Source organism: Leucobacter celer subsp. astrifaciens (assembly GCF_001273835.1).
GTDB classification, from domain to species: domain Bacteria; phylum Actinomycetota; class Actinomycetes; order Actinomycetales; family Microbacteriaceae; genus Leucobacter; species Leucobacter celer.
In genome coordinates this window covers 1-23,051 of record NZ_JHEI01000151.1, presented here as the reverse complement: position 1 = coordinate 23,051, position 23,051 = coordinate 1, and the positions used below count along the sequence as shown (strand labels likewise).

Here is a 23,051-nt window from a genome sequence, read left to right as displayed (position 1 = left end):
GCGCGGTTCGACCTATCCTGAACGTATGACCTTCACCGTCAGGTCACTTCTCGCGCTGCCCGCGGTACGCACCGTCTCGCTGACTCCGGGCGTTGGAGAGGAGCGTGCGATCACCTGGGCGCACGTGTGCGAACTCCCGGAGCCGTGGCAGTGGCTCGGGCGCGGAGCACTGGTGATGACGACGGGCATCGGCGTTCCCGCCACCACCGACGAGCAGTGCGCCTATCTCGCCGGGATGCACGCGGCCGGGATCGCGGCGGTGGCGATCGACGAGGAGATGATCGAGACTCCGCTGACCGAGCCCGCGCTGGCCTACGCCGCTCATATCGGGTTCCCGGTGCTGCAGACCGCCCACGAGGTGCCCTTCGTCACGCTGGCCATGGCCGTGGCCGAGGCCGGCCAGGCGGAGCGCAACGCGCGCATGCTGCAGGCGGAGCAGCTGCACGGATCGCTGCTGCTCGCCGAGCTGTGCGGCGGATCGGTGCCGTCCGAACCCGCCGCTCGGCTCGTGGCGACCTACGACGTCGAACCGCCCTACCTGCTGGCGGTGACCGAGAACGAGGACGTGCGCGCCACTCTCGACGAGGTGCACGCGGCCTTCTCGGCGCAACTGGTGCCGGCGCTCGCCACGGTCAAGGACGGCCAGGTGCTGATCCTGAGCGAGTCCGGTGAGCGGGTGGACCGCGTGCTGGAGTCCCTGACCGGTGAGACCGCTCGCATCGGCGTGAGCGCGCACTTCCACCGGCTGGAGGATCTGCCCACCGCTCTGCGGCAGGCGCGCAGCGCCCTGATCCGCAATCACCAGTCCGGCCGGGTGCTCCGCTTCGAGGAGAACACGACCGCCTCGCTGTTCCTCCCGAACGACGCCGACCGTCTCCGGGGCATCTCGCGCCAGGTGCTCGGCCCGCTGCGCACCTACGACGAGCAGCGCGGCACCTCGCTGACCCAGACACTGCGGGTGTTCCTCGAGGAGAATCGCAGCTGGGTCCGCGCGGCCGAACGGCTCTACGTGCACCGGCAGACGCTCATCGCCCGCGTCTCGCGCATCGAGAAGATCATCGATCGCGACCTGTCGTCGATCGAGGACACCGCTGAGTGCTGGCTCGCGGTGCAGGCGGCTATCGGCTGCGGCGATCTCGAGCCGAACGACACGGCCCCCCACGCGCCGGGGAGCGACGACGCCTAGGCGGTCATGTCGCGATCAGCGCGGGCACGCGCAGCGCTGCTCGGCAGCCACGCCCGCGAGCGCCTCATCGATGTGCAGTCCGCACCCCGCCCAGGTGGTCTTGCCGCAGTCCGAGCAGCGCACGGGAGAGCACATGAGGGGGTCCTTTCGACGAGGATCGATGCGAGAGGTCCCGGTGGCGGCGGCGCCGGTTGAGCGGGCGCAGCGAGTCGAAACCCGATGTTCCGGCGATTTCGACTCGGCTCCGCCTCGCGCAATCGACGAGGCCGAGGCCGATCGGGAGACCTCGTACAGCATGCAGCCTACTCCTCGGCGTCGGACACGGCGAACCGGCGCCTGACACGACGAACCCCGCACGAATGGTAGCTTGAGAACACTTCGGCGCATGCCGAGGGGAGGGAGTGACAGCGATGAAACTGCCCGGAACGGGGAGGACATCGCCTCAGGGCGATGCGGGTTCGGCGGCGCCGGGGGACGAGCACGGGCCGCTCATCGCGACCGTCGGCGAGTGGGCTGCGCAGGACATCGATCCCGAGACCCGCGCCGAGGCGCGTCGCCTCATCGCGGCGGCCCGCGACGGACAGGCCGATGCCCTCGCGGAACTCGAGGACGCCTTCGGGGGTCGTCTCGCCTTCGGCACGGCGGGGCTGCGCGGACGCCTGGGCGCGGGTCCGCGGCGCATGAACCGCATGGTCGTCTCGCAGACCAGCGCGGGCTTCGCCGCGTATCTGCTCGAGCGCTCGGCGCGGAACGACGCCGACGACCCGCCGTCGATCGTCATCGGCTACGACGGCCGGGTCAACTCCGATGTCTTCGCCCGCGACGCCGCCGAGGTCATGGCCGGCGCCGGCGTGCGCGTGTTCTTGCTCCCCGAGGCCGGCCCCACCCCGCTCACCGCGTTCGCGGTGCGCCATCTGGGCGTCTCGGCCGGGGTCATGATCACCGCCAGCCACAATCCGCCGCGCGACAACGGGTACAAGGTGTACCTGGGCGACGCCGACGCCGGCTCGCAGATCGTGTCGCCCGCCGACATCGAGATCGCCGCGCACATCGACCGGCTCGCCGCGACGCCGGTCTCCGGGATCCCCCGCTCCACCGACTACACGGTGCTGGGTCCGGGCCTCACCAGCGCCTACGTCTCGGAGACCGCGGCGGCCGTGCTCGCGGGCCTGCCGCAGCGCCCCGACGCCCCCGGATCGGTAATCGGCGCCGGCACCCCGCTCACCGTCGTCTACACGGCCATGCACGGCGTGGGATCGGACATCGCCCGCCGGGTCTTCGGCGCCGTCGGTCTCCCCCGCGTGGTACCCGTGGCGCAGCAAGATCGCCCCGACGGCGCGTTCCCCACCGTCTCCTTCCCGAACCCGGAGGAACCCGGCGCCCTCGACCTCGCCTACCGCGTCGCGCGCGACGTCGACGCCGACCTCGTGGTGGCGCACGACCCCGATGCGGACCGCCTCGCCATCGCACTGCCCCACCCCGAGGAGCGGTCGGGGTTCCGCCGCCTGACGGGCAACGAGCTGGGCCTGCTGCTCGGCTGGCGCGCCGCCGAGCGCGCCCGGGCGGCTGCGGCGCTCACGGGATCGCAGCCGTCGGGATCGCTCGCCTGCACCATCGTCTCGTCCCCCGCCCTGAGCGCCGTCGCGCGGGACTACGGGCTCGACTACGCCGAGACCCTCTCGGGTTTCAAGTGGGTCTCTCGCGTGCCGCGGCTGATCTTCGGCTTCGAGGAGGCGCTCGGGTACCTCACGCACCCCGACATCGTGCGCGACAAGGACGGGATCTCCGCGAGCGCCGACGCCATCGCGATGGTGCGCGAGCTGGTCTCCGAGAATCGCACGGTGTGGGATCTGCTCGATGAGGCGAGCGAGCGATTCGGGCACTTCGCGAGCGCGCAGGTGACGCTGCGGCTGGAGTCGATGCCGGCGGCCTCCGCACTCGCGGCTCGGGTGCGCCGGGACCCGCCGAGAGAACTCGGCGGAGTGAAGGTGGCGAAGACGCGGGATCTGCTCGCTCCGAACGCGGCCGAGGTGCCCGCCGACGTGCTGCGCTACGACCTCGAGGACGGCTCGCGCGTCATGATCCGCCCCAGCGGCACCGAACCCAAGCTGAAGGTCTACCTCGACACCTTCGGCGACGAGGGCTCGGCGAGGAAGCGCCGCAAGGCCGCTGAGCGAGCGCTCCGCACGCTGGAGACCGCCGTTCGGCAGTACTTGGAGGAGCTGCAGCCGGAGGCGTCGGGAGCGTGAGCGAGCGCTGGTCTCCGGGGCGGGCGGCCGAGTGGCTGCGTCGCCCGGGACCGCGCGATCACAAGTACACGCGCGGTCTGCTCGGAATCAGCACCGGTTCGGCCCGGTACCCGGGGGCCGCGGTGCTGGGCGTGTCCGCGGCGTGGCGCACGGGGATCGGGATGGTGCGTTACGCACCCGCGCACGACGAGGATCCGCCGTACGGGCTGCCGAGCCCCGCCGCCGCCGTGCTCGCCGCACGCCCGGAGACCGTATTCGGCGAAGGCCGGTGCGACGCCTGGCTGATCGGCTCCGGCACGGATCCCGCGCACCGCGCGCCCGCCGAGGAGGCCGCGCTGCTCGAGCTGCTGCGCGGCGACCGCCCCGTGGTCGTCGATGCCGGCGCGCTGGATCTCGTACCGCGACTCGAGCGCGGCTACGCGCCGCTGATCCTCACCCCTCACGCGGGCGAGTTCGACCGCCTCTGGGAGTCGGCCGGGCTGGAGCCCCTCCCCGACAGCTCGGCCGGGGCTTCGGTGCCGAGACGCGCGGAGCTCGCACGTCGGCTGGCGGCTGCTCTGCGCAGCACGGTTCTCCTCAAGAGTTCGACCTCGGTCTGCGCCACCCCCGGCGGCCGCACCCTCGTACACGGCCCTGCGACCCCGTGGCTCGCCAGCGCCGGAACCGGCGATGTGCTCGCCGGGATCATCGGGGCGCTCGTCGCGGGTCACGCGACCGCGGTGCGCGCCGATCCCGAACTGCTCGGCGAGTTGGGGGCGACCGCGGCGCTGCTCCACGACTCCGCGGCACGGATCGCCGCCGCGGATCCGTCCGGCACCGGAACCGGCCGCCCCGCCAGCGCACTCGACATCGCCGAAGCGATCCCGGCCGCCTGGGCCGGGATCGCCACCGCGTCCGCCTGAACGACGACTCGGGATCGCTCACGCGGTTCCTGCGGCTCGGGGTCGTGCGAGAGGATCCTGAGCTCCTCCGCCCGGGAAACGACGAACGACGGCCCGGCCCGGATGCTCCGGGCCGGGCCGTCGTTCAGCGGCTGGGTGCTACGCGCGGCGTCGACGCATCAGCCACAGCGCCGCTCCGGCGATGAGCAGGCCCAGGCCGCCGAGCGCGGTCAGCAGCATCTGCCCGCCGGTCACCGGCAGGCCGCCGCCTCCCGGCTTGGGCTTCTCGGTGCCGGTGCTGTCCAGATCCGTGCCGGTGTACCACGACTCGTCCTCGTCCGAGACGTTCTTGCCGTCGGACGTTTCGGCGGTCACGACCGCCACGTTGTGGTACTCGCCCAGTGTCGCCGTGCCCACCGCGGTGAACGTCACCGACTCACCGGGTTCGAGCACGCCGTCGAACCCCTCGGGAGCGGCGATGACGCCCTCCTGGTCGTCCACCAGCTGCACGTTCGTGAGCGTGGTCGACCCGGTGTTCGTGATCTCGTAGCTCCACTCCACGCGGTCGCCCACCTGCAGCTCGACTCCCGGCGCCTCGTCGTACTCGACGCCGTTCGTCTTCTTCACGAGGCTGATCGACGACTCGGGCGAGAAGCAGACGCTCGCGTCGTCCTCGTTGCTCGGGACCGCCCGGTCTCCCGGGGTGGACCCCTCAGAGCTCGCCACGTTGTTCACGCAGCCCGCATCGACGTCGGCCTGGGTCAGCGTGTACGGCGCGGTCGCCGAGACGCTCTGCCCCGGCTCGAGCACGAACTCCTCGCCGGGCCAATCGCCCCAGGTGATCTCCCCGAGGCCCTCGAGCTCGTCGTGGATCTGCAGTTCGTCCAGGGTGACGTTGCCGGTGTTGGTGAGCGTGAAGCTCCACTCGACCTCCCCGCCGGCGACGGCATCGCCCACGAGCTTGCCGTCCTTCTGCAGCAGCAGCGATCCGCCCTCGGGCAGCGTCACCGTCGCCTCGGCCGGGTCGTCGACCGGGGTCTCGTTCGGGTCCAGCCCGGAGGCCGTGGCCGTGTTGTGCACGTACCCGCGATCGAGATCCTCCTGCGTCAGCTGATAGCGAGCCGTCGCGGGAGCGCTCTCCCCCGCTCCCAGCACGCCGGGATCGCCGGGCCAGGTCACCTGCAGGTCGACGACTCCGTCCAGATGGTCCGTCAGCTCCACGGCGGTCAGCGGGTTCTCGCCGATGTTGGAGATCGTGAACTCCCAGTCGACCCAGTCCCCCGCGCGCGCCTCGCCCGCGAGCCTTCCGCTCTTGGTCAGCTCGATGTCGGACACCCGGGTGACGTAGCCGAAGTCGACCAGCGTGCGCTGCTCGGACTTGCCGAGCCGGATCACGCCCGAGTCGCTGTCGAGGTCTCCGTCGAGGTCGTAGGTGTTCACCACGACGTGGTTCGCCGGGTATCCGAGCGAGGAGGGATCGGTCCGCACCTGATAGTCGCCCGAGTGCAGGCCGTCGAAGAGGTACGAGCCGTCCGCCTCGGTCTCCGCCGTGGCGATCACCGTGTCGTCCCCGTCGAGGAGAGTGACGGTTGCGCCGCTGATCAGAGGCTCATCCGCGTCTCGAACGCCGTTCTCGTTCAGGTCCTCCCACACGACACCGGCGATCGAGGACGCGACGACGGTCACCTCGGCCGGGTTCGAGATCCCCAGCTTGCCGTTGCCGCCCAGCCAGCCGTTGACCGTGTTCACGTACCGGTCGCCCGCGCGCTGGCCCGAGACATCCATCGTCACCAGCAGTCCGCCGGTACCCGGCGCTCCGCTCGCGAAGTCGTGCACGACGACACGCAGGGCGGTGATTCCGTCGATGGCCGACAGGTCGACGCCCTCGGCGTCCACCCACGGGATCGAGGAGTCATTCGCCTCCGCGGCGTAGACCTCGGCCACGGGTGCGGTCGTGTACTGGAGGGTGCCGTAACCGTCGGCAGCCGGGTTGCCGGCGCCATCGGTCACCACGGCCGAAGCCAGTTTCGCGGTGCCCGAGAAGCTGGTGCCTCGCGCGTCGCCGTCGTACGGCAGCACGTCGACGAAGAAGCTCTCACCCTGAGATGCGGTCTGGAAGTTGAACCAACGGCTCTCCCAGGAGACCTGGGGGTCGCCCACCTCGATCTGCTCCTCGCCGACGACCACCTTCTCCTCGGTGATCACCTCGGCCTGGTACACGGTGACGGTGTTCGCGGCCCTGCGGGAGCTCTCGCTCTGCGTGCTGCCCAGGGCGTCGATGACGGCCGTGTTCACCAGACGGCTGTTGGCCGGGGCCTGCACCGAGGTCGTGACGGTGTAGTTGATGGGCGGCAGCTCGGTGCCGGTGAGCACTGCGCCCTCGTAGGCGAAGGTCAGTTCGAGACCCGACTCGGCGCTGCCGCTGCGGGTCACCTGCCAGGGCGACTCCACCGCAGTCGTGTCGACGGCGACGAGGCCGGCGGGAAGCCGATCCACGATCTTCAAGTCGCGCACCTCGACGTCTTCGATCGCCCCCAGGGCGCGTCGCACCGTGGGCTGCAGCGTGTACGCGATGTCCGAGCCGCTCACGATCGATCCGCGGTCCGAGCTCTTCGCGATCCCGAGCCGGTATGCGCCCACGTTGACGAACTGGGTGACGGCGGGCGACTGCTGCGCACCCTGCCAGTCGGAGAACGACCACCGGGCGTGATCCTGAGCGCTCGTGCCCAGCGGCGCGACGATGGTCAGCGGAATCGCGACCGTGAAGTGCGAGGTCGCCGGTGCCGCTCCGTCGGCCCAGGAGCCGGCCGTGTACGCGATGCGCACGCCGGTCACGCTCTCGACCCCGCCTGCTGCGGCGATCGAGCCGACCCAGATGTTGCTCTCGGGGGCGTCGATGCTGCTTCCCGAGGTGTACTGGATCAAGTAGTCGGACGCGGGGATCGGAGCAGTGCCGTTGTTGTGACCGACATAGATATCGGCCCCTTCGACGATCTGCTGCTCGGCAGGGTTCCAGAAGTCATAGGCGACCAGATCGTTCGCCGGCGTCATCGTCCCGGTGTCGTTGTCCACGGCTGCTCGCACGATGAAGCGCGCGGCGACCGTACTGCCCAGAGAGATCTCCTGGCCGCTGACGTTGGCGAAGGGCTGCCCGCTTCGCGCCGGATCGGCCGTGAGCGAGAAATCGCCCTGCTGGTTGTTGAACAGCAGGATGCGCTTCTCCCGCGAGATCGATCCCGGTCCCGACGGCGGACGGATCACGGTGCCCTCGGCGGTATTGCCCGTGGGCTCCTCGGCCACCGGATCGCCGGTCACGCTGATCCAGTCCCGGGCGGAGACCGTGTTCTTGAGCTTGATCGCCCCGATCGAATCGACCGGCACCTCCGAGTCCGGCACCCAGAATCGCACCGTCGCCGAGGCGGTCGGCACGCGCGAGAAACCGTCGAACGTCAGCGTCAGGTCGTTGCCCGACTGCACGAGGTCGACGCTCGCGGTCGGCTCGGACACCGCCACCACCCGGGCGACGAAGCCTGCGCCGTCGAACCCGCTCGGCGCCTCCAGCACGAAGCTGTCGTCGATCACGAAGGGCTGCTGCAGTTCGGTATTGCGCGCGCCGATCTTACCGGCCGCATCCGTGACAGTGATCGGGAAGTCGATGTAGCGGGCGGGCACCGGGCCCGAGCCGAAGTCGAACTCCGACAGCTGGTTGTTCGCCGCGCGGGTCTTGACGATATCGGCCCGCGGTGCGTTGCGCACCTCGATGGGATCGGCCGTCGCGGTACGCGCGTCATCGCCCACGCTGGCGAGCAGCGCCGGCTCGTAGACGCTGCCGTTCTCCACATCGCCCGAGGGAATCGCCTTGAGCACTCCGAAGCCGACCACACTCGGGTTCCCGGAGCCGTTACCGATGCTCACCGTCGCGGTCAGCGTGCGCCCGTCAGGGGAGAGCGTGTAGCTCGCCTGGTAGGCACTGCTCGTGCTGTCGAGCGATCCCAGTGAGGACGGATCCCAGGCCCATCCCTCGGGGAGGGTCTGGGTGAACACACCCTCACTGAGTTCGGTCGCGTTGAGATCCCACCGGAATCCCACGACGTCGTTGCTGGCGACGACACCGTTGTGCGCCCCGTCGTCGAAGTCGTTCGGAACCTGAGCGCCGTCGTAGACGGTCGTGAGTTCGATCGAGTTGATGGTGCCGGACGCCGCATGCGCGGCGGTCGAGACCGCCACCGATCCGGTGAGCGCCAGCGCCAAGCCCAGCACCCACGCAAGCACGCGAGCGAGCAGCGGACGGCCCGCCAGCCGGTCCGCTCTCCCCAAATTACGATTCATCAGTAGTATTCCTCTCCCGTGGTCTACCGCGGTCATCCGCGAACGGATGAGGCCCGACTCCTGAGCTGAGGGGTTATTGCAGGGGATCAACTCAGAAGCCGGGCACTCTCATAACACGGCGAATGCCCCGGATCGTGACGCGCGTTTCTGAAGAAAATTCGGAAATCTGCTTCCCGGGAGACAAACAGCAGGAAAACAGTCGATACTAGAGGTGGGGTAGATAGCCGCGCTGCAGCGTCGGCATTCGGGGGTATCCATCCTGCGCGCTGCGCAGCTACGGGTTTGGAGAGGACTCGGATGCCACTTTCGTCGCGGAGCGCACCATCGGATGCGCAGCTCCTGGATCGCTGCCGGAGCGGTGACTCACAAGCGTTCGCGGAGCTGTGGGAACGCCATCGCCTTGCCGGAATCGTCGCGGCACGCAACCTGGCCCCCCGGTTCAGCGCAGACGATCTCGTGTCCGAGGCCTACCTGCGGATCTTCGAGCTCACGAGCGACGGCCGAGGGCCACGCGGCGCATTCCGACCGTATCTGTACAAGGTGATCCGATCGATCGCCGCCGACTGGTGGCGATCACCCGAGGACACGAACGATGCGCTCGACCAGATCCCGGATCTCACCGAGGCGGGCCCGTGGGAGGACGGCGCATTCGATCTGAATGCGGCCTCCCGGGCGTTCGCGACGCTCAACGAACGCTGGCAGGCGGTGCTGTGGTACACCGAGGTCGAGGGCATGCCTCCTCGCGAGGCGGCGAAGCTGCTCGGGATCTCGGCGAACAGCGTTTCCGCACTGGCGGCCCGCGCTCGCGAAGCACTCCAATCGGCCTGGGTCGAGGCTCACGTGGACCGCGAACTCGCAGAGGCCGCATGCCGATCCACCCTGCAGCACCTGCAGCGCTACCAGCGCGGGAAGCTCACGCGAGCGGCGAGCCGAGACGTGGCCGCCCACCTCGAGGTCTGCAGCTCATGCTCGAACGCGGCGGCGGAGTACTCGGCGCTCAACCGGCAGCTCGCCCTCGTCATCGCCGGGGTGCTGCTCGGCGCGGGCCCCGCTCTCGCCCTCCTCGAGAGCCTCGGTCCCGCGACCGCCGCTTCGGCTACCGCCGTCGGCGCGGCAGCCGGTTCCTCGGCCGGCGCCTCCTCGGGCACGGCCGGCACGGGGTCAGCGGGCACGGGGTCAGCGGGCACCGGGGCGACGAGCACCGGGGCGGCAGGCACCGCCGGTGCCGGAACCGCCGGCGCGGCATCCACCGGAACCGCCGTGATCGGGGCAGGAGCGGGGCTGCTCGCGGCACCGGGCGTGCTGATCGCCGTGGCAGCTGCAGCGGCGGTGGCCATCGGCGGCACCGCGTTCTTCTTGTCGAGCAGCTCCCGCCCCTCAGAAGCCCTCCCGCAGACTGAGGCGTCGACCATCACCCCACTCCCCGCGACGCCGACGAGCGGGCCCGCAGACGCCGATACCAAACGCCCCTCCGGGGACCAGCAGCGCACGAACTCGCGTGAGGATGCCCCGCTCGAGCCCCCGGCTCCCCCCACCGGAGCGAATGCCTCCGCATCGTCCGATGCGTCGGGATCGACCGGAGCGAACGGCGACGCCGGCGGCTCCGGCGGCTCAAGCAGCGATTCGGGATCCGACGGCCGGGCCGGCGCCGGTGGAGGAACGAACACCGGCAGCGCCGACAGCTCCGCGCGCGCGGACGGTGCAGGCGCGAACAGCAACTCGAGCGCGAGCAGCAGCGCCAGAGCGAACAGCGACGCCAACGCGAGCAGCAATGCCAGCGCGAACAGCGACGCCAACGCGAACAGCAATGCCAGCGCGAACAGCAATGCCAACGCGAACAGCAATGCCAACGCGAACAGCAATGCCAACGCGAACAGCGACGCCAACGCCACCAGCGGTGCGAACAGCGACGCGAACGCCGGGGCGGAGGCCGACGCGGAAGCCGGCGCCGAGGCAGACGCGGCGGCCGACGCCGAGGGAACTTCCACCGCGAGCGGCACGAGCGACGCCTCCGGTGACGACACCGAGCCTGCGATCCTCTCGAACTCCGGCTGCTGGAGGCAGCAGGGAAGCCTTGCAGAGTATTACGTCTGGGGCAGGGCCTCGGAGCCGGGAACCGTCCGGACGCGGGTGACGCAGACTCCGATGGCGCCCGTCCTCCTGCCCGAGGCCATGCAGACTCAGCACCAGAACTGGTGGTGGTCGAGCAATCCGCTGACGCCGCTCTCGCAGTGGCCGGGGCTCGTCGAGGGCGAGTTGATCGACGCGATCCTCGAGCTCCAGTTGTCGACCGAGGACGGGCGGCAGTCGCCCTGGACGCCGATCGGGGTCGCCGGCGGGAGCTGCCAGCTGTAACGGATTGCGTTACGCCGACGCCGACGGATCCTCTTCGGGCAGTCCGATCCTTCGGTCCATGCCGGTCACGATCCAGGCGGAGGTGAGCAGCAGGGTGCGGCAGATGAGGTTGAACCACAGCAGCAGGCCGACGAACACCGCGAACGAGGCGAGCAGGGGATTGCTCGAGGCGCCGCCGAGCAGCGCGTTGCCGAGTACTTTCAGACCGAGCAGGGCCGTACCGCCGAGCATGCAGCCGCTGAGCAGCTTCCAGCGCGGCACGCGCACCTCGGCGAGGAATCGATGCATGGCGATGAGCACCAGGATGTCGAAGACGAGCATCGCTCCGTAGCGCGCCAATGTGCCGAGTCCTCCGAGGAACCAGTTCTCGGGGTCGGCGCCGATCCACGAGAATACGAGATCGGTGAGATTCGAGCTGAAGACCGTCAGCGCTGCGGAGACGAGCAGTGCTGCGAAGAACCCGATCGCGAGCACGAAGTCGCGCAGCTTCAGCAGCACGGCGTTGCGGTATTGCTTCACCTCGAGGCCGAAGATGATGCGGATCGAGCGCCGGGTCCCGGTGAACCAGTTGAGCGCCACCCACAGCAGCGAGGCGCCCGCCACCACGCTCGTCCAGTCGAGGGCCCGCGCCTGCAGCAGCGTTCCGAGCGGCACCGCTCCGTCGCCGTTCTCGCCCAGCAGTCCCGGCACGAACGTGTTGATCTGGGTGACCAGCGAGTCCAGCAGCTCGGGGCGGCCGCGCAGCACGATACCGAAGATGCCGAACCCCACCCAGAGCCCGGCGAACACGGCGAACAGCGCCTGATAGCTCATCCCGCCGGAGAGCACGCTGCCCCCGACATTGGTGAAGTGCGAGAAGGTGCGCCAGGGTCGTAGACGCTGCGCCCAGCTCCAGCCCCGACGGCCCCCCGCCACCAGCTCGGACACGCGAGACGCCCCGGACTCCTCGCCCGCCCGGGGCGGTGAGGAATCTCGGGGCGTCATGCGGCCATGCTAACGGTCACCGGACGTGACCGGATCGCACGCTAGGAGACCTTGCCCGTGCGGATCGCCGCCTTCACCTCGGCGATCGCCTTCGTGACCTGGATGCCTCGCGGGCACGCGTCCGTGCAGTTGAAGGTGGTGCGGCAGCGCCACACGCCCTCGGTGTCGTTGAGGATGTCGAGGCGCACCTGCGCGTTCTCGTCTCGCGAGTCGAAGATGAAGCGGTGCGCGTTGACGATCGCGGCGGGACCGAAGTACTGGCCGTCGGTCCAGAACACGGGGCACGAGGTGGTGCAGGCCGCGCACAGGATGCACTTCGTGGTGTCGTCGAAGCGCTCGCGGTCGTCGATCGACTGGACGCGCTCCTTGCCGGGTGCCGGAGCGGTGTTCGACACGAGGAAGGGCTGCACCTCGCGGTAGGCCGCGAAGAACGGCTCCATGTCGACGATCAGGTCCTTCTCGAGGGGCAGACCCTTGATCGCCTCGACGTAGATCGGCTTCGAGATGTCGAGATCCTTGATCAGCGTCTTGCAGGCGAGGCGGTTGCGCCCGTTGATGCGCATCGCGTCGGATCCGCAGATGCCGTGCGCGCAGGAGCGGCGGAACGCGAGCGTGCCGTCCTGATCCCACTTGATGCGATGCAGGGCATCGAGGATCCGGTCCGTCGGATACATCTCGACGTCGAAGTCCTCCCAGTAGGCGTCGCGCTCCGACTCGGGGTTGTAGCGCCGAACGAGGAGGGTGACCGTGAACGGCTTCGGCGCCTCGGGGGCCTCCGTTACCGTCGCTTCTGCGGTTGCAGTGCTCATCGCCTAGTACTTCCTCTCCAGGGGCGGGTACCTCAACTCGCCCTGCTCGTTCTTCGTGACGACCACCGGCTTCCAGTCCAGGCGGATGTGGTCCTCGGGATTCGGCGAGTGAGGATCGCCGGAGAGGTAGGCCATCGTGTGCTTCATGTACTGCTCGTCGTCGCGCTGCGGGTAGTCGTCGCGCATGTGGCCGCCGCGGCTCTCACGGCGGTTGCGCGCCGTGTAGGTGAGCACCTCGGCGAGATCCAGAAGGAAGCCGAGCTCGATCGCCTCGAGCAGGTCGGTGTTGTAGCGCTTGCCGCGATCCTGCACGCCGACGTTCATGTAGCGCACGCGCAGGTCGTGGATCACGCCGAGCACCTCGGTGAGCGACTCCTCGGTGCGGAACACCTGGGCGCCGCGGTCCATCGCCTCCTGCAGCTCGCGGCGCAGATCGGCGATGCGCTCGGTGCCGCTGCCGTTGCGGAAGCCCTCGACCAGCTCGCGGACCTCCTTCGCGGGATCCTCGGGGAGCGGCACGAACTCGGCATGATTCGCGTAGTCGGCGGCGTTGTTGCCGCTGCGCTTGCCGAACACGTTGATGTCGAGCAGCGAGTTGGTGCCGAGGCGGTTGGAACCGTGCACCGAGACGCAGGCGCACTCTCCCGCGGCGTAGAGGCCGGGCACGACGGTGGTGTTGTCGCTCAGCACCTCGGCGTCGTTATTCGTCGGGATGCCGCCCATCGCGTAGTGCGCCGTCGGGAACACCGGCACCGGCTCGGTCACGGGATCGACGCCCAGGTAGGTGCGCGCGAACTCGGTGATGTCGGGCAGCTTGGTCTCGAGCACCTCGGCGCCCAGGTGGGTGCAGTCGAGGTAGACGTAGTCCTTGTGCGGGCCGGCACCGCGGCCGTCGAGCACCTCCTGCACCATCGAGCGGGCCACGATGTCGCGGGGCGCCAGGTCCTTGATGGTCGGGGCGTATCGCTCCATGAAGCGTTCACCCGAGGCGTTGCGCAGGATCGCTCCCTCGCCGCGGGCGCCCTCGGTGAGCAGGATGCCGAGGCCGGCGAGGCCGGTCGGGTGGAACTGGTAGAACTCCATGTCCTCGAGCGGCAGGCCCTTGCGCCAGATGATGCCGACGCCGTCGCCCGTGAGGGTGTGCGCGTTCGAAGTGGTCTTGAAGATCTTGCCGAAACCGCCCGTGGCGAAGACGATCGACTTGGCCTGGAACACGTGCAGCCCGCCGGTGGCGAGATCGTAGGCGACCACACCCGAGGGGCGCTTCCGCCCCTCGACCTCGGTCATCACGAGGTCGAGCACGTAGTACTCGTTGAAGAAGTTGACGCCCAGCTTCACGCAGTTCTGGAACAGCGTCTGCAGGATCATGTGACCCGTGCGGTCGGCCGCGTAGCAGGCGCGGCGCACCGCGGCCTTGCCGTGGTCGCGGGTGTGGCCGCCGAAGCGCCGCTGGTCGATCTTGCCCTCGGGCGTGCGGTTGAACGGCAGGCCCATGTTCTCGAGGTCGATGACCGCGTCGATGGCCTCCCGGGCGAGGATCTCAGCGGCGTCCTGATCGACGAGGTAGTCGCCGCCCTTCACCGTGTCGAAGGTGTGCCATTCCCAGTTGTCCTCCTCGACGTTGGCGAGCGCTGCGGCCATGCCGCCCTGCGCCGCGCCCGTGTGCGAGCGAGTGGGGTAGAGCTTGGTGATGACCGCGGTCTTGGCCTTGGGCGCGGCCTCGATCGCGGCGCGCATGCCCGCACCGCCCGCGCCGACGATCACGACGTCGAACTGGTGATAGGTGACGCCGTCCTTGACGGTCACTTCCTCGCCCTGATGGGTGTCTGTGGTCACGAGAGTCCTATTCTTCGATTCGAAAAATCTGTGATGCGCTGATCGCCGGCTACGACACGTCGCAGAAGGAGGCGACGAGCGAGGGATCTGCGCCGGCGGGGCACGGGTCGAGCGTGTAGATCACGAAGGTGCCGAGCAGGATCAGGAGGGCCGCCGACAGGAACAGGAGCACCTTGAAGGTCTTCGCGAGGCGGGGGCGCTCCACGTAGTCGTTCACGATCGTGCGCATACCGTTGGCGCCGTGGATGAGCGCGAGCCACAGCAGCAGCGTGTCCCAGATCTGCCAGAACGGGTTCGCGAGCTTGCCTGCGACGAAACCGAAGTTGATGGCGTGCACACCGCCCTCCGCGATCAGCAGATTGGAGGCGAGGTGACCGAACACGAGCACCAGGAGCAGCACGCCCGAGACGCGCATGTAGATCCAGCCCCACTTCTCCCAGTTGGTGCGCTTCTTCGCGGGGGCCTTCGAGCGCGGAGTCTCAATCGTCATCGTCATGTCTTGATCTCCTACGCTCAGTGCCCGAACACGTTCATCAGGTGGCGCGGCAGGAAGCCGGCCATCGTGATGGCCCATGCCGCGATCACGACCCAGAACATCACACGCTGGTACTGGGCACCCTTGCGCCAGTAATCGACGAGGATGATGCGGATGCCGTTGTAGGCGTGGAAGACGATCGCCGCGACCAGAGCGGCCTCGCCCAGGCCCATGATCGGGGTCTTGTAGGTGTGCATGACCGCGTTGTACGCCTCGGGGCTGACCCGGATGAGCGCGGTGTCGAGCACGTGCACGAGCAGGAAGAAGAAGATCGCGACGCCCGTGATGCGGTGCAGCACCCAGGACCACATTCCCTCGTTGCCGCGATAGAGCGTACCGCCCGGGCGGCTCTTCTGCTTCGCCGCGGGTGCGACCTCTGCCGTTTGGGCTGACACGGGCTTCCTCCTTGGTCCTGCTTCGGCGAGCGCTGCTCGCCGGCTGACAACACGGTCCCAGCGGGCTCGCGCGCGACAGGCGCGGGGCATGGCTGAGAATCCGCCGTGCTCCATTATGGCACCATTCCGCATGCTCCTTGGCACGATCGGAACCCCGCCGGAGCGGCCGAATCATCAGATGATTCCGATGCGCGGGCGATTCCCGAGGAGGTCTCCGAGCCGTCGTCCGGGGGCCGGTCCCCCCATCCGCGTCCGGCCCGACGCCCGCGCACCGACGGTAGTCTGTATGGCATGACTGAGGCCACCAGCAGCACGTCCGCTCTCGAGAGCTTCACCTGCGTCATCCCCGCGGGCGGCGTGGGATCGCGGCTCTGGCCGCTCTCGCGGGCGAACGCCCCGAAATTCCTGCTCGATCTCACCGGCTCAGGCGACTCTCTGCTGCGCGCCACCTGGGATCGCCTCTCCCCCATCGCCCCGGCCGAGCGCGTACTGGTGGTCACCGGGGTCTCCCACCGCGACTCCGTGGTCGAGCAGCTGCCCGAGCTGCTGCCCGAGAACCTCATCACCGAGAGCGAGCCGAAGGACTCCTCCGCCGCCATCGGCCTCGCCGCCGCGCTGCTCGAACTGCGGGACCCCGACGCGATCCTCGGGTCCTTCGCCGCCGACCACGTCATCCGCGGCGAGGTGCTCTTCCAGCGCGCGGTGACCACGGCGGTGCAGGCGGCGGACCAGGGCTACATCGCGACGATCGGGATCCACCCCTCGCACCCGGCCACCGGCTTCGGCTACATCTCCTGCGGCAAGGCCCGCGGCGACCTGGCTCCGTTCGACGTCTACGACGTGACCGAGTTCGTCGAGAAGCCCGATGCCGCACAGGCCGGCGAGTACCTGGAGCACGGCGGATACCTCTGGAACGCGGGCATGTTCATCGCCCGCGCGACCGTGCTGCTCGAGCAGATGGCGCTCGCTGAGCCCGAGCTCGTGCGCTCGCTGCGCGAGATCGCCGCCACCTGGAACACGGAGCGCGGTGCCGAGGTGCGCGAGCGGCTGTGGCCGGCGCTGCCGAAGATCGCGATCGACTACACGGTGGCCGAGCCCGCCGCGGCAGCGGGCAAGATGGTGTGCGTCGCGGCGCACTTCGACTGGGACGACGTGGGCGATTTCGCATCCGTGGCCAACCTGCTGACCCGCGGCCGCGGCAGCGACCTCGCAGTGCTCGGCGACGGGGCTCAGGTGCTCTCGGACGCCTCGAGCGGCATCGTGGTCTCCGAGAGCGACCGGCTCGTGGCGCTCGTGGGCGTCGAGGACGTGGTGGTCGTAGACACCGCCGACGTGCTGCTCGTCACCTCGAAGAGCCGCGCCCAGGACGTCAAGAATCTCGTGAACCGGATGAAGGTGACCGGCGGTGGCCACCTGCTCTGACTCCCGCGTTCGACGGCTCCGCGCCGATCGAGCGGAGCCCGGGTTGAGCGAGCGGCTCCCTAGGCGGGTGCGATGAGCGAGAAGGGGTACCGCCGCGAACTCACCGAGCGGGTCGCTGCCCCGAGTTGCGGATCCGTCCCGCCGAGGCGATCTCCGGTCTCGTAGCCGGGATCGCTCGAGACGACCACGCGCCCGCCGGCGTTGACGAGGGTCACGTCGGCCCCGCTCGACAGGCGCGGCAGCAGGGCGTTCTCGAGCGACGCGACGAGCACGTCGGCGCAGATCACGCCGAGGAAGCGCCCCTCGTGCAGCACCGGGATCGACGAGGTGATGGTGATCTCGTTCGAGCAGAGGTAGTCGACGAACGGGCCTGCGACGTGACGCTCGCCGGTCCCCTGCGGCACCCGATACCACTCGAGGCGCACGAGATCGATGGCGGCCTGGCCCGGCCCGAAGGTGGAGGAGGCGAGCAGACTGCGCTCGGGTCCCTGCCACCAGGCCAGCGGGTTGCCCTCGGAGACCACGAGCTCGCTGGCGCAGTACCCCGCACCGTAGAGCGGCCGGTCGACCGCGTCGAGGATGCGATGGGCATCGGGCTCCACGAGTGCGGCGAGTTGCGCGCCGGTCAGCCTGCCGTCCCGCAGCTGGCGCACCAGCCGCTCGGTGAGCTCGGGCAGCCAGGCCTCGAGCGGCGCGAACACGCCGTCGAAGAACTCGTCGACCAGATCCATCGCCGCGTCGAGCTCGTGAACCGCTTGCGTGCTCACCCGTTTCCCTCCTCATCGAGGCCGGTGCGAGATCCACCGCCCGCCCGGCGTGACTCCAGTGTGTCACGAAACGCCTCGTCACGAGGATCGGCGAGCAGTTCACGGCGGAAGGCCACCAGCCAGCGCACCGAGGCGCGGATGCTCTCGCGCACCGAGGAGCGCGCGGCGGCGACGTCGCCGGCCTGGGTGGCGACGGTCTGCGCGACGAGCGCGTCGTGGGTGGCCATGCGCGCCCGGTCGTCGTGGTCCTGCAGCGCGAGCAGCGGCGTGAACTCGGTCTGCACGTTCACGTGCTCGGTGGTGAGGCGCACCGACTGGCTGAGCGAGGCCAGCTCGAGCTGCACCTCGGTGACGCGGCGGCGCCAGACATCGGGGGCCAGCTCGCGGGCCTCCCCGAGCAGTCGATGCACCACCGCCAGCTCCTCCGGGGTGGCGCGCATGCAGGCGTACTCCGCGCACGCGCTCGCGATCACCTCGTAGTGCACCCCGAGGTCGGCGAGCGCCACGCGCGGCATCGCCACGAGCGCGCGCGCGTTGACCTCCTCCACCGCACCGCGGCTCGTCCGCACGAAGCTGCCGCCGTTGCGGCCGCGGCGCGTCTCGATGAGCCCCCGATGGCGCAGCGTGCCGAGCGCCTCGCGCACCGTCACCACCGCGACGCCGAGCAGGCCGGAGAGCTCCGTCTCGCTCGGCAGCCGCTCGCCCTCGATGAACGCCCCCACCGAGATGGCCTGGACGAGCCGGGACTCCACCTGCTCGGTGCGCCCCTCCTCGCCGATCGGGGCGAAGGCCGCAGTGCGCAGACGACTCGGAGGCGCCTGTCCCGCGGTAGTGCTCACCCGCTCCTCCGATCTGTGGTGTGCGTCGAGTCTGCCACGGCCCGCGTGAGGAATCCCTGGAACCCGCCGTGACCGAAACGTAACACGATGGAATCGCGCCCGTCGTTTAAACCTATAAAAACATATGTTAGTGTTCAAGCACTGGTCCGACAACGACGTTGAGGAGCCTCGACACCATGCCTCACACCACATCCGCCCCAGCCGGCGAGCACGCCGCGAACAGCGGCACCGAGGGCGATATCGCCGTCTCGCTGCAGGGCGTCCACAAGCAGTTCGGCGACCTCGTCGCGGTGAAGGATCTCGCCATCGACATCCGGGCCGGCGAGTTCTTCTCCATGCTCGGCCCGTCGGGATCCGGCAAGACCACCGTGCTCCGCATGATCGCCGGATTCGAAGAGCCCACCGCCGGCCGGATCCTGCTGCACGGCGAGGACGTCACCCGCTCGGCCCCGTTCGACCGCCAGGTCAACACCGTCTTCCAGGACTACGCGCTGTTCCCCCACCTGAGCATCGCCGAGAACGTCGCCTACGGGCTCAAGGTGCGCGGCATCAGCAAGACGGAGCGCGCGCGGCTCGTCTCAGAGGCGCTCGAGCAGGTGCAGCTGGGCCACGTCGCCGAGCGCCGGCCCTCGCAGCTCTCCGGCGGCCAGCGGCAGCGCATCGCGCTCGCGCGAGCGCTGATCCTGCGCCCCAAGGTGCTGCTGCTCGACGAGCCGCTCGGCGCGCTCGATAAGCAGTTGCGCGAGCAGATGCAGTTCGAGCTCAAGCAGATCCAGCGCGAGGTGGGCATCACCTTCGTGTTCGTGACGCACGATCAGGAGGAGGCGCTCACGCTCTCCGACCGCGTGGCCGTGTTCAACGACGGCAAGATCGAGCAGGTCGGCAGCCCGCGCGAGGTCTACGAGTTCCCGAGGACGGAGTTCGTGGCGAAGTTCCTCGGAATCACCAACCTCATCTCGGGCGAGACCGCGCGCTCTCTGCTCGGCGATGCCGCTCCCCACAGCGTCCGCCCCGAACGCGTGCACCTCACCGGCCCGGACACGCCGCCCGCGGACGGCACCGTCTCCCTCTCCGGGCGGGTGCTCGAGACCGTGTACGCGGGAGCCCACACCCGCTACCTCGTCGAGACCGAGGTCGGCGTGCGCTTCATCTCGGAGAAGCAGAACAGCCAGACCCCTCGCACCGAACCCAGCATCCGCCGCGGCGACGCCGTGAGCCTGCGCTTCGCCCGGGACCACGTCGTGGCCGTTCCGGCCGAGGCGCGCTGACCTCTCCATCCCACCGATTCGAATCCGCAGTCCCGCACTACAAAGGAGTAACGATGAACAAGAAACTGCTCGTACCGGCGGCCCTCGCAGCCGCGGTCGGCCTCGCGCTCTCCGGATGCGCCAGCAGCAGTGGCGGCGACGCCGCACCGGGCGAGATCCAGATCGACGTGCCCGACGTGCCGCAGATCGACGCGCTCGGGGACACCGAGAGCGAGCTGAACATCCTCGCCTGGTCGGGCTTCGTCGAGCCGGCCTGGACCGACCAGTTCACCGCCGACACCGGCTGCACCGTGAACCGCAAGATCTTCGCGACGAGCGACGAGGCCGTGCAGCTCATGCGCACCGGGGAATACGATCTCGTCTCCGCCTCGGGCGACGCCAGCCTGCGCCTCATCGTCGACGGCAACGTGCAGCCGCTCAACACCGAGCTGATCCCGAACTTCAGCGACGACATCGTCGAGGGCATGAAGGGCCAGCTGTACGACACCCTCAACGGCAACGTCTACGGCATCCCCATCGGTCGCGGCGCCAACATCCTCCAGTACAACAGCGACGAGGTGACGGACGAGCCGAACAGCTGGAGCGTCGTCTGGGAGAGCGACAGCCCCTACGCCGGCAAGATCGCCGCGTACGACAGCCCCATCTACATCGCCGACGCCGCCATCTACCTCATGGCCACGCAGCCCGACCTCGGCATCCAGAACCCCTACGCGCTCGACGAGGACCAGCTCGCCGCGGCCACCGACCTGCTGAAGCAGCAGAACGGCATGGTCTCCGAGTACTGGAACCCGGCCACCAACATCACCTCCTTCACCGGCGGCAACTCGACCGTCGGCACCTCGTGGGAGGTGCTGCGCAAGGCGACCGGCGACGAGAAGTTCAAGAGCGTGCTGCCCGAGGAGGGCTCGACCGGCTGGTCGGACGCCTGGATGCTTGCGGCCGATTCGCAGCACCCCAACTGCGCCTACGCCTGGATGGACTACACCAGCTCGCCCGAGGTGAACGGCCAGATCGCCATGAACTTCGGCATGGCCCCCGCGAACGGCGCGTTCTGCGAGACCAGCGATGAGGCCAAAGAGCACTGCGACTACTACAACGCCACCAACGAGGAGTACTTCGAGAAGGTGTGGTTCTGGACCACCCCGATCGACCAGTGCCTCGACGGCCGCACCGATGTCCAGTGCACCAACTACCAGGACTGGACCAACGCCTGGGCCACAGTGAAGGGCTGATCCCCTTCAGCGCCTCCGCCGGTTGAGTTCTCAGACGTCATCCTGCGCGGAGCGCGAAGCGCGGAGTCGCAGGATCCACCACCCGCATGGATCCTGCGACTCCGCCCGGAACGACCCGAGACGCACCGCACCCCCACCACCCCACCGCACCAGCATCACCCGTCAGCGAGGACCCACCGTGAGCACCAAGACCGTTCTCGAACGCCGCCCCAAGCCGATCTCCACCGCGCTCTACCGGCACCCGAGAGGGCGCCTGGCATCGCTGCTGGCGCTGCCCATGACCTGGCTCGTCGGCGTCTACATCCTGTCGCTGGCGCTGCTGCTCATCACGGCGTTCTGGACGACGGATCCCTTCACCTCGCGCGTCAAGCCCGGCTTCACGCTCGAGAACTTCCAGCAGCTCTTCAGCGTTCCCGCGTACTTCGCGACCGCGATGCGCACGCTCGGGATCGCACTCGCGGTGACCGCGATCTGCGCGATCTTCTCCGTACCGCTCGCGGTCTTCATGGTGAAGATCGCCGGCCCCCGGCTGCGCGCGCTGCTGGCGGTGCTCGTCACCCTCCCGCTGTGGGCGGGCTACCTCGTGAAGATCATCGCGATGCGACTGGTCTGGACCGAGAACGGCTTCTTCAACTGGTCGCTCTCGCCCGTCGGCGTCGAGGGGCCGGGATTCGGGATCGTGGCCGTGATCCTCACGCTCGTCTATCTCTGGTTCCCCTATATGGCGATTCCGGTATACGCCGCCGTGTCGCAGATCCCCACCAATCTCTTCGACGCGTCCTCGGACCTCGGCGCCAGCGGCTTCCGCACCATCCGCACGGTCGTCGCGCCGCTGCTGCTGCCCTCGCTCATCGCCGGCTCGGTGTTCACCTTCTCGCTCAGCCTCGGCGACTTCATCGCCGCCACGTACGTGGGCGGGTCGACGCAGATGATCGGCAGCATCATCGCCCAGAACATCAACCTCAACCCGCCGCTCGCCGCCGCCTTCTCGGTCGTGCCGATCGTGCTGGTGGTCATCTACCTCGCCGCGGTGCGCCGCACCGGCGCACTGAACAACCTGTAGACCCCGCCCCTGCGCGGCACCAGACCCAAGGATCATAGGAGAACCGCCATGCTTCGCCTGAATCGCGGCACCAAGATCGCGCTGACCATAGTCACGCTCGTCGTGCTGGGCTTCATGTACATCCCGCTGTTCGTGATCGTCATGAACTCCTTCAACTCGGGTCGCGTCGCCGGCTGGCCCGTCCCCGGCTTCTCGCTCGAGTGGTGGGGCAAGGCGCTCGTCAACCCCGCCGTGCACGCCGCCCTGCTCAACTCGGTGATCGTGGCCTCGATCGCCACGGCGTTCGCGCTCGTGCTCGGTACGCTGGCCGCCTTCGCCCTGCAGCGCTTCAGGTTCTTCGGCCAGCACACCGTCAACCTGCTCATCGTGCTGCCCATCACCCTGCCCGGCATCGTCACCGGTGTCGCGCTGTCGAACACCTTCCACCAGGTGCTCAAGCCCATGGGCATCCACGTGGGCTACTGGGGCATGATCATCGCGCACGCCACCTTCTGCGTCGTCATGGTGTTCAACAACGTCATCGCCCGCCTGCGCCGCATGAACCCGAACCTCGAGGAGGCGTCGATGGATCTCGGCGCGGGGATCGGCCAGACCTTCCGCCTGGTCACCTTCCCGCAGTTCCGCAGCGCGTTAATCGCCGGCGGCCTGCTCGCCTTCGCGCTCTCCTTCGACGAGATCGTGGTCACGATCTTCACGGCCCCGCCCGGCGTCGAGACGCTGCCGCTGTGGATCATGAACCAGATGGCGCGCCCGAACGAGGTCAACCAGGTGAACGTGGTCGCGACGGTGATGATCCTGCTGTCACTGATCCCGGTCTACTTCTCGCAGAAGGCCTCCGCCGCGGGCGATCTGAAGTAGCCCCTATCGCGTCCGAAGCGTGCGGCTCCCTTCGCGCGTCAGT

Annotated in this window: 17 protein-coding genes; 9 read left to right on the top strand and 8 right to left on the bottom strand. The window is 69.1% G+C overall.

Going from position 1 to position 23,051, the window contains the following annotated elements:
• Positions 1-25: 25 nt before the first annotated feature.
• The 3 genes from AMS65_RS17590 (at position 26) to AMS65_RS17580 (ending at position 4,337) form a co-directional block, all read left to right on the top strand.
• Positions 26-1,186 (top strand): PucR family transcriptional regulator, encoded by a 1,161-nt coding sequence (locus AMS65_RS17590; protein WP_053385478.1) that lies wholly within the window; start codon positions 26-28, stop codon positions 1,184-1,186.
• Positions 1,187-1,596: 410 nt separating this feature from the next.
• The gene (locus AMS65_RS17585) at positions 1,597-3,435 is read left to right on the top strand and encodes a phospho-sugar mutase (protein ID WP_083451828.1); all 1,839 of its coding nucleotides are present in this window, start codon (positions 1,597-1,599) and stop codon (positions 3,433-3,435) included.
• Positions 3,432-4,337, top strand: coding sequence for an ADP-dependent NAD(P)H-hydrate dehydratase (locus AMS65_RS17580; RefSeq protein ID WP_053385477.1), 906 nt, complete (start codon positions 3,432-3,434; stop codon positions 4,335-4,337). Before AMS65_RS17585 ends, AMS65_RS17580 begins: the two co-directional genes overlap by 4 nt.
• Before the next feature lie 138 nt (positions 4,338-4,475).
• Here the strand turns inward: AMS65_RS17580 and AMS65_RS17575 are convergent, their stop codons facing one another.
• On the bottom strand, positions 4,476-8,645 hold the full coding sequence (locus tag AMS65_RS17575; RefSeq protein WP_162231787.1) for a DUF7507 domain-containing protein: 4,170 nt from the start codon (positions 8,643-8,645) through the stop codon (positions 4,476-4,478).
• Between the two features lie 297 nt (positions 8,646-8,942).
• Here AMS65_RS17575 and AMS65_RS17570 point away from each other — a divergent pair, with 297 nt between their 5' ends.
• Positions 8,943-11,000, top strand: coding sequence for a sigma-70 family RNA polymerase sigma factor (locus AMS65_RS17570; RefSeq protein ID WP_075201081.1), 2,058 nt, complete (start codon positions 8,943-8,945; stop codon positions 10,998-11,000).
• Positions 11,001-11,009: 9 nt separating this feature from the next.
• On the opposite strand, the gene AMS65_RS17565 is transcribed toward AMS65_RS17570, so the two are convergent.
• The 5 genes from AMS65_RS17565 to sdhC are packed head-to-tail and all read right to left on the bottom strand — an operon-like array spanning position 11,010 to position 15,559.
• Positions 11,010-11,984, bottom strand: a complete 975-nt coding sequence (locus AMS65_RS17565) for a YihY/virulence factor BrkB family protein (protein ID WP_083451826.1) — start codon at positions 11,982-11,984, stop codon at positions 11,010-11,012.
• A 41-nt stretch (positions 11,985-12,025) separates the two neighbouring features.
• Entirely contained in the window at positions 12,026-12,793 is a 768-nt protein-coding gene (locus AMS65_RS17560) for a succinate dehydrogenase iron-sulfur subunit (RefSeq protein ID WP_053385473.1), read from the bottom strand.
• Positions 12,794-12,796: 3 nt separating this feature from the next.
• Positions 12,797-14,629, bottom strand: coding sequence for a succinate dehydrogenase flavoprotein subunit (gene sdhA, locus AMS65_RS17555; RefSeq protein WP_053385472.1), 1,833 nt, complete (start codon positions 14,627-14,629; stop codon positions 12,797-12,799).
• A 49-nt stretch (positions 14,630-14,678) separates the two neighbouring features.
• On the bottom strand, positions 14,679-15,125 hold the full coding sequence (locus tag AMS65_RS17550; protein WP_053385471.1) for a succinate dehydrogenase hydrophobic membrane anchor subunit: 447 nt from the start codon (positions 15,123-15,125) through the stop codon (positions 14,679-14,681).
• 17 nt (positions 15,126-15,142) lie between these two features.
• A complete protein-coding gene (sdhC, locus tag AMS65_RS17545; protein ID WP_075201080.1) occupies positions 15,143-15,559 on the bottom strand; it encodes a succinate dehydrogenase, cytochrome b556 subunit in 417 nt (138 codons plus the stop codon).
• A gap of 291 nt (positions 15,560-15,850) precedes the next feature.
• Here sdhC and AMS65_RS17540 point away from each other — a divergent pair, with 291 nt between their 5' ends.
• Positions 15,851-16,981, top strand: coding sequence for a mannose-1-phosphate guanylyltransferase (locus AMS65_RS17540; protein ID WP_053385470.1), 1,131 nt, complete (start codon positions 15,851-15,853; stop codon positions 16,979-16,981).
• A gap of 59 nt (positions 16,982-17,040) precedes the next feature.
• Here the strand turns inward: AMS65_RS17540 and AMS65_RS17535 are convergent, their stop codons facing one another.
• The gene (locus tag AMS65_RS17535; protein ID WP_241489505.1) at positions 17,041-17,748 is read right to left on the bottom strand and encodes a PDC sensor domain-containing protein; all 708 of its coding nucleotides are present in this window, start codon (positions 17,746-17,748) and stop codon (positions 17,041-17,043) included.
• A complete protein-coding gene (locus AMS65_RS17530; protein WP_053385469.1) occupies positions 17,745-18,587 on the bottom strand; it encodes a FadR/GntR family transcriptional regulator in 843 nt (280 codons plus the stop codon). Before AMS65_RS17530 ends, AMS65_RS17535 begins: the two co-directional genes overlap by 4 nt.
• A 176-nt stretch (positions 18,588-18,763) precedes the next feature.
• Here AMS65_RS17530 and AMS65_RS17525 point away from each other — a divergent pair, with 176 nt between their 5' ends.
• From AMS65_RS17525 to AMS65_RS17510, 4 genes are all read left to right on the top strand, one after another.
• A complete protein-coding gene (locus AMS65_RS17525; protein WP_053385468.1) occupies positions 18,764-19,855 on the top strand; it encodes an ABC transporter ATP-binding protein in 1,092 nt (363 codons plus the stop codon).
• A gap of 53 nt (positions 19,856-19,908) precedes the next feature.
• Positions 19,909-21,087, top strand: a complete 1,179-nt coding sequence (locus AMS65_RS17520; RefSeq protein ID WP_053385467.1) for an ABC transporter substrate-binding protein — start codon at positions 19,909-19,911, stop codon at positions 21,085-21,087.
• A gap of 178 nt (positions 21,088-21,265) precedes the next feature.
• The gene (locus AMS65_RS17515; protein WP_053385466.1) at positions 21,266-22,150 is read left to right on the top strand and encodes an ABC transporter permease; all 885 of its coding nucleotides are present in this window, start codon (positions 21,266-21,268) and stop codon (positions 22,148-22,150) included.
• Between the two features lie 48 nt (positions 22,151-22,198).
• Positions 22,199-23,008, top strand: a complete 810-nt coding sequence (locus AMS65_RS17510; protein WP_053385465.1) for an ABC transporter permease — start codon at positions 22,199-22,201, stop codon at positions 23,006-23,008.
• Positions 23,009-23,051 lie beyond the last annotated feature (43 nt).

Bases quoted from the DNA above. Each gene is read 5' to 3' on its own strand.
- AMS65_RS17590 (WP_053385478.1), top strand. From the start codon at position 26: ATGACCTTCACCGTCAGGTCACTTCTCGCGCTGCCCGCGGTACGCACC.
- AMS65_RS17585 (WP_083451828.1), top strand. From the start codon at position 1,597: ATGAAACTGCCCGGAACGGGGAGGACATCGCCTCAGGGCGATGCGGGT.
- AMS65_RS17575 (WP_162231787.1), bottom strand. From the start codon at position 8,645: ATGAATCGTAATTTGGGGAGAGCGGACCGGCTGGCGGGCCGTCCGCTG.
- AMS65_RS17570 (WP_075201081.1), top strand. From the start codon at position 8,943: ATGCCACTTTCGTCGCGGAGCGCACCATCGGATGCGCAGCTCCTGGAT.
- AMS65_RS17565 (WP_083451826.1), bottom strand. From the start codon at position 11,984: ATGACGCCCCGAGATTCCTCACCGCCCCGGGCGGGCGAGGAGTCCGGG.
- AMS65_RS17560 (WP_053385473.1), bottom strand. From the start codon at position 12,793: ATGAGCACTGCAACCGCAGAAGCGACGGTAACGGAGGCCCCCGAGGCG.
- AMS65_RS17550 (WP_053385471.1), bottom strand. From the start codon at position 15,125: ATGACGATGACGATTGAGACTCCGCGCTCGAAGGCCCCCGCGAAGAAG.
- AMS65_RS17540 (WP_053385470.1), top strand. From the start codon at position 15,851: ATGACTGAGGCCACCAGCAGCACGTCCGCTCTCGAGAGCTTCACCTGC.
- AMS65_RS17525 (WP_053385468.1), top strand. From the start codon at position 18,764: ATGCCTCACACCACATCCGCCCCAGCCGGCGAGCACGCCGCGAACAGC.
- AMS65_RS17520 (WP_053385467.1), top strand. From the start codon at position 19,909: ATGAACAAGAAACTGCTCGTACCGGCGGCCCTCGCAGCCGCGGTCGGC.
- AMS65_RS17510 (WP_053385465.1), top strand. From the start codon at position 22,199: ATGCTTCGCCTGAATCGCGGCACCAAGATCGCGCTGACCATAGTCACG.